The 4068-nt window shown below is 70.6% G+C and carries 6 protein-coding genes; 1 reads left to right on the top strand and 5 read right to left on the bottom strand.

Annotated features, from left to right (window positions below):
- Positions 1-320 precede the first annotated feature (320 nt).
- Positions 321-1244 carry a DMT family transporter gene (locus tag E2E34_RS32120; protein WP_244316332.1) on the top strand — a complete coding sequence of 308 codons (924 nt, stop codon included), beginning with the start codon at positions 321-323 and terminating at the stop codon, positions 1242-1244.
- 161 nt (positions 1245-1405) lie between these two features.
- On the opposite strand, the gene E2E34_RS32125 is transcribed toward E2E34_RS32120, so the two are convergent.
- The 5 genes from E2E34_RS32125 to E2E34_RS32145 form a co-directional block, all read right to left on the bottom strand.
- On the bottom strand, positions 1406-2332 hold the full coding sequence (locus E2E34_RS32125; RefSeq protein ID WP_138905369.1) for an anti-sigma factor RsbA family regulatory protein: 927 nt from the start codon (positions 2330-2332) through the stop codon (positions 1406-1408).
- The gene (locus E2E34_RS32130; RefSeq protein WP_341870246.1) at positions 2332-2691 is read right to left on the bottom strand and encodes an STAS domain-containing protein; all 360 of its coding nucleotides are present in this window, start codon (positions 2689-2691) and stop codon (positions 2332-2334) included. Before E2E34_RS32130 ends, E2E34_RS32125 begins: the two co-directional genes overlap by 1 nt.
- Positions 2692-2867: 176 nt before the next feature.
- Complete coding sequence (locus tag E2E34_RS32135; RefSeq protein ID WP_138905370.1) at positions 2868-3251, bottom strand: STAS domain-containing protein; 384 nt, start codon at positions 3249-3251, stop codon at positions 2868-2870.
- A 182-nt stretch (positions 3252-3433) separates the two neighbouring features.
- A complete protein-coding gene (locus tag E2E34_RS32140; RefSeq protein WP_138905371.1) occupies positions 3434-3772 on the bottom strand; it encodes an STAS domain-containing protein in 339 nt (112 codons plus the stop codon).
- A partial coding sequence (locus tag E2E34_RS32145; RefSeq protein ID WP_138905372.1) for a PP2C family protein-serine/threonine phosphatase occupies positions 3769-4068 on the bottom strand: 300 nt, incomplete at its 5' end. The genes E2E34_RS32140 and E2E34_RS32145, both read right to left, overlap by 4 nt.

Here is a 4068-nt window from a genome sequence, read left to right on the forward strand (position 1 = left end):
ACCCGCATCCCTTGGTCCCCTCCCCCAGCAGCTGTTCGCACCGGACGTGGGAGACGGCTGAGTGGTGCCGGCCCTCAACTGTCCCACCACGGTGGGGCTGTGCTCTGCGCCGAATGCGCATGCGTGGTCGGGGGTGCAGCGACTACGTTGACCGCATGCATCAGATGCTGACTCCTCCGCCGCCCGTCCTCTGACGGCGGCGACTGCGCCGAACCGCCTCAGTACACCTGGGGCGGTCAGCGTGTGCTGCCCATCGACGACGTTGTTCGTGATGCGCAGATCTGATGGAGACAGCAGTGCGATCTTCTACCGCCTTGTCCTTGCGACAGGGCATGTTCTACGTCGCGACAGCGGCGACCGCGTGGGGTACTGGTGGCGCCGTGGCGGCGGTGCTGTACGACATGGGCGGCATCGGCCCCGGCGCGGCGTCGTTCTGGCGGTTCTTGGGAGGGCTGGCGCTGCTGCTGACGCTCCGGGCCCTGTGGAGGCGACGCCGTTCGGCTCCGGGCGACTCGCTGGTGCGGTGCCTCCTCAGAGGCAAGGGCCGGGTCGTGGCCACGGGCTTCGGACTCGCGGTGTACCAGACGGCATACTTCGCCGCGGTCCAGCAGGCCGGATTGACCGTGGCCACCATGGTGACACTCGGCTCCGGTCCGGTACTCGTGGCGGTGGGTTCCAGGCTGCTGCTCGACGAGCGCATCGGCAGGGCGGGTGTGCTCGCTGTGGTGAGCGGCGTACTCGGGTTGGGGCTGCTCATGTGCGGCACCGACCAGAGCACGGGCCCCAACCCGTTGCTCGGCCTCGGATATGCCGTGCTCTCGGCTGTCGGCTATGCCGGTGTCACACTGCTCGGGCGTGCTTCCGGCCGCAGGCGGGAGGGCGGCGCGTTCGACGCGATGGTGGTCGCGTTCGCCATCGGCACCGTGTGTCTCTTCCCGCTGGCGCTTGTCGAGGGTTGGCTGCCCGGCACCGGGCACCTGTTCTGGACAGTGGCATCGATCGGCTACCTCGGTCTGATTCCGACGGCGCTGGCCTACACCCTGTTCTTCGCGGGGCTCAGCGTGGTGAAGGCGACGACTGCTTCCGTCATCGCTCTCGTCGAACCGCTGACCGCAGCGGTCATCGGCGTCGTACTGCTCGGTGATCGTCTGAATCCGGTCGTCGTCACCGGCATGGTGCTCCTGATGGGCGCGGTGCTCTGCCTGTCCGGCCGATCAACTGCGAAGTCGCTCAGCCCGCGATGAAGGGTGCGTGTCCGACCGGGACCTCACTCACCACAAGGTCCGCATGGTGGTCCGCCCGCGCGGCGGCCCACCATGCGGCAGCAGCCCGGGCCGGGTCGCCCGAGGCCGGCGGCCGTGACCAGCTTGGTGAGGTTCCGTTGCGCGCACAGGTGCCCAGCGGGTCAGCGGCTGATGTAGCAGCGGATCGACGTGCCCTCGGGGCCGGTGTGGATGCGTACGAGATCGGCCAGGTAGTGCACCAGCAGCAGTCCGCGGCCGCCCTGCTGGTCCCGCGTGGCCGGGCGGCGTCCGGCGAGCGGATCGCGCAGGTGCCCCTGGTCGCGGACCTCGCACACCATCTGGCCGCCGTCGGACCACACCCGTATGGTGCCCGAACCTCCGCCGTGCACCACGCTGTTGGTGGTCAGCTCGGCCACGATGAGGGCCACGTCCTCCAGGCCGATGCCGGACAGGCCGAACCGTTCGGCCCGTTCGACCGCGAAGTGCCGGGCGCCCGGCAGCCCTTCGGCGTCGAAGGCGAACTCCTCGGTCGCCGCCGAGGGCCCCAGCGGCAGGTTGTAGCGGGCCACGACCCGCTCGGGTGCGTAGGCGGTACTGCGCTGCTCCTGGCCGCCGGAGATGACGACCGGGTGCGTCGCGTACGCGTCGGCGATGACGTGCTCGTCGAGGCGTTCGGCGTCGTACGGGCAGAGAATGGTGACCTCGCGGCCCTGGAACGCCGGGTTGATCAGCGCCTCGTGCTGGGCGCACGCCGGGTACTCCACATTGCTGCGGCCCGCCCAGATCGGCTCGCCGATGATCCGTACCCGCGTATCCCGGTGGGCGTCCGCGAACGCGCGCAGCACCTTGGGGATGATCCGTCCCGGGTTGCGCCCCACTTCGGTCATGTCGAGGAACCGCACGTCCGCGGCGTCGTCGCCCAGGGCCTTCTTGAGGACGCCCAGGTTCGGCCCGGGCACGGCGACCGCCACCGGTTCCCCGGCGCGCAGACCGTCGCGGATGAAGGGCACCGTGCCGTGCAGGTACTCCTTCTCGCCTCTGTAGAACAGCGCGGGATGCACAAAGGGCTCGGTGGTGGGGGCAGTCATCACGCCACCACCTCGACGGTGTTCAGGTCCGGCCAGAACATGTCCAGCACGCGCCGCAAGGCGGCAGGCGGCTCTTCGAGCACGATACGTCGCCCCTCCGGAAGGCCCTGGGCGGCCACCGCCAGAGCAGAGACACCAGCCATGTCGACGAAGGTGATCGCGGAAAGCTCCAAGTGGCACGCCTCTTCGTCGCTCAGGGCAAGCTGGTGCAGAGTCTGTTCCCAGGCGGGGCGTGTGATCAGACTGATCTCGCCGACCGCCTGCCAGCCCGGCCGGTCCGCCAACGGGTGCATGCGCAATGCGCCCGTGGACGGGACCGACGACGCACTGAACGCATCCGTCTCCCCTGAATCGTCCACGCCCTCGCCCCTCGGTCATCCGCTGTCTTCGCCCCAGTATCCCTCACCGGTGAAGTGGGCAGGGTGCGGGGCGACCGCACGACGGAGGCGACCTCGGTGGTCCACCCGCCCGGCTCCGGCATGAGGAACGCGGCTGCCGTACGGCGCGGGCCGCGCCGGGCCCGGCGGGCGGCGGGTTACGCCGGCTCGGCCCGGGGGCCGTCGGCGAGACCGGCGAGCAGCAAGCGCGCCTGCTCGACGGTGGGGGCGATGGCGAAGATCTCCTCCGCGCCGACCAGCGTCAGCAGGTTGTCGAGGCGCTCCGGTACGGCGGCCAGGGCCAAGGCGCCCTCGGCGTCCTGGATGGTCTGCCGGGCCACGAGGAGCGCGCTGAATCCGCGGGAGTCACAGAACGAGATCTCCGCGCAGTCCAGCACCACCCGCCGATAGCCGGCCGCGAGCATTTCCCCGACCGCCTCGGCCAGCAGATCCTCGCAGCCCATGTCCAGCTCGCCGGCCAACGCCAGCACGGCGTCCCGCTCCACCACCGCCGGTGTGATCACCAGCCTCTCCACCGGCATCCCACCACTCCTCTTCCTCAGCACAACCCTGGCCTCCGCGGCCCCGTACGAAACCGCCTCCCGGGCTCTGCCCGGGGGACGGCCCCATCATGTCAGTCATCACGCGGTGACATGCCTTGGCCGTACCTCATGGGCCAGGACGGCTCCACGCCCTTCGCACCGGCGCGGGCTCGTCCGCGCGGTCAGAAACGCGTGGCGGCGTCGGTGTCGGGGTAGAGCGGGAAGATCTGGTCGAGGCCGACGATGCGCAGGATGCGCAGCGTATTGGCGGGTACGGCCGCGAGCGCGATGTCGGCCTGGGCCGCGTGGACGTGGTTGCGGGCGGCGATCAGAGCGGTGATGCCACTGGAGTCGCAGAACGTCATGCCGGCCAGGTCCAGGACGAGGCGCCGGCCGGGCCGGAGGGCGAGCGTGCCGAGCAGGTCGCGCAGCTCGGTGGCGTTGGTGTAGTCGAATTCGCCGGTGATCTCCAGGACGGGGCCGGTCGCGGTGTCTCGGGTGGTGATGGTCAGCGGGCTCATAGCGGGTTCTTCGTCGTCGGGCCGGAGGCGGGTACGCCGAGGGCGAGCAGGGCGGTGTCGTCGTCGAGGCCGTCACCGAAGTCCGCCAGCAGGCCGGTGAGGGCCTGGACGACGGCCTGCGGCGGCTTGCCGGCGTGGCCGGCGACGAAGTCACGCAGGGCCTCGTCCCCGTACAGGGTGGCGCGGTCTTCGCCCGTACGGGCCTCGGTGAGCCCGTCGGTGTAGAGCAGCAGGGTGTCGCCGGGCCCGAGGGTGGTGGTGGCGGTGGCGAAGTGCGGTGCGGGCAGGACGCCGAC

Source organism: Streptomyces albidochromogenes (genome assembly GCF_005981925.1).
Taxonomy (GTDB): Bacteria; Actinomycetota; Actinomycetes; order Streptomycetales; family Streptomycetaceae; genus Streptomyces; species Streptomyces albidochromogenes.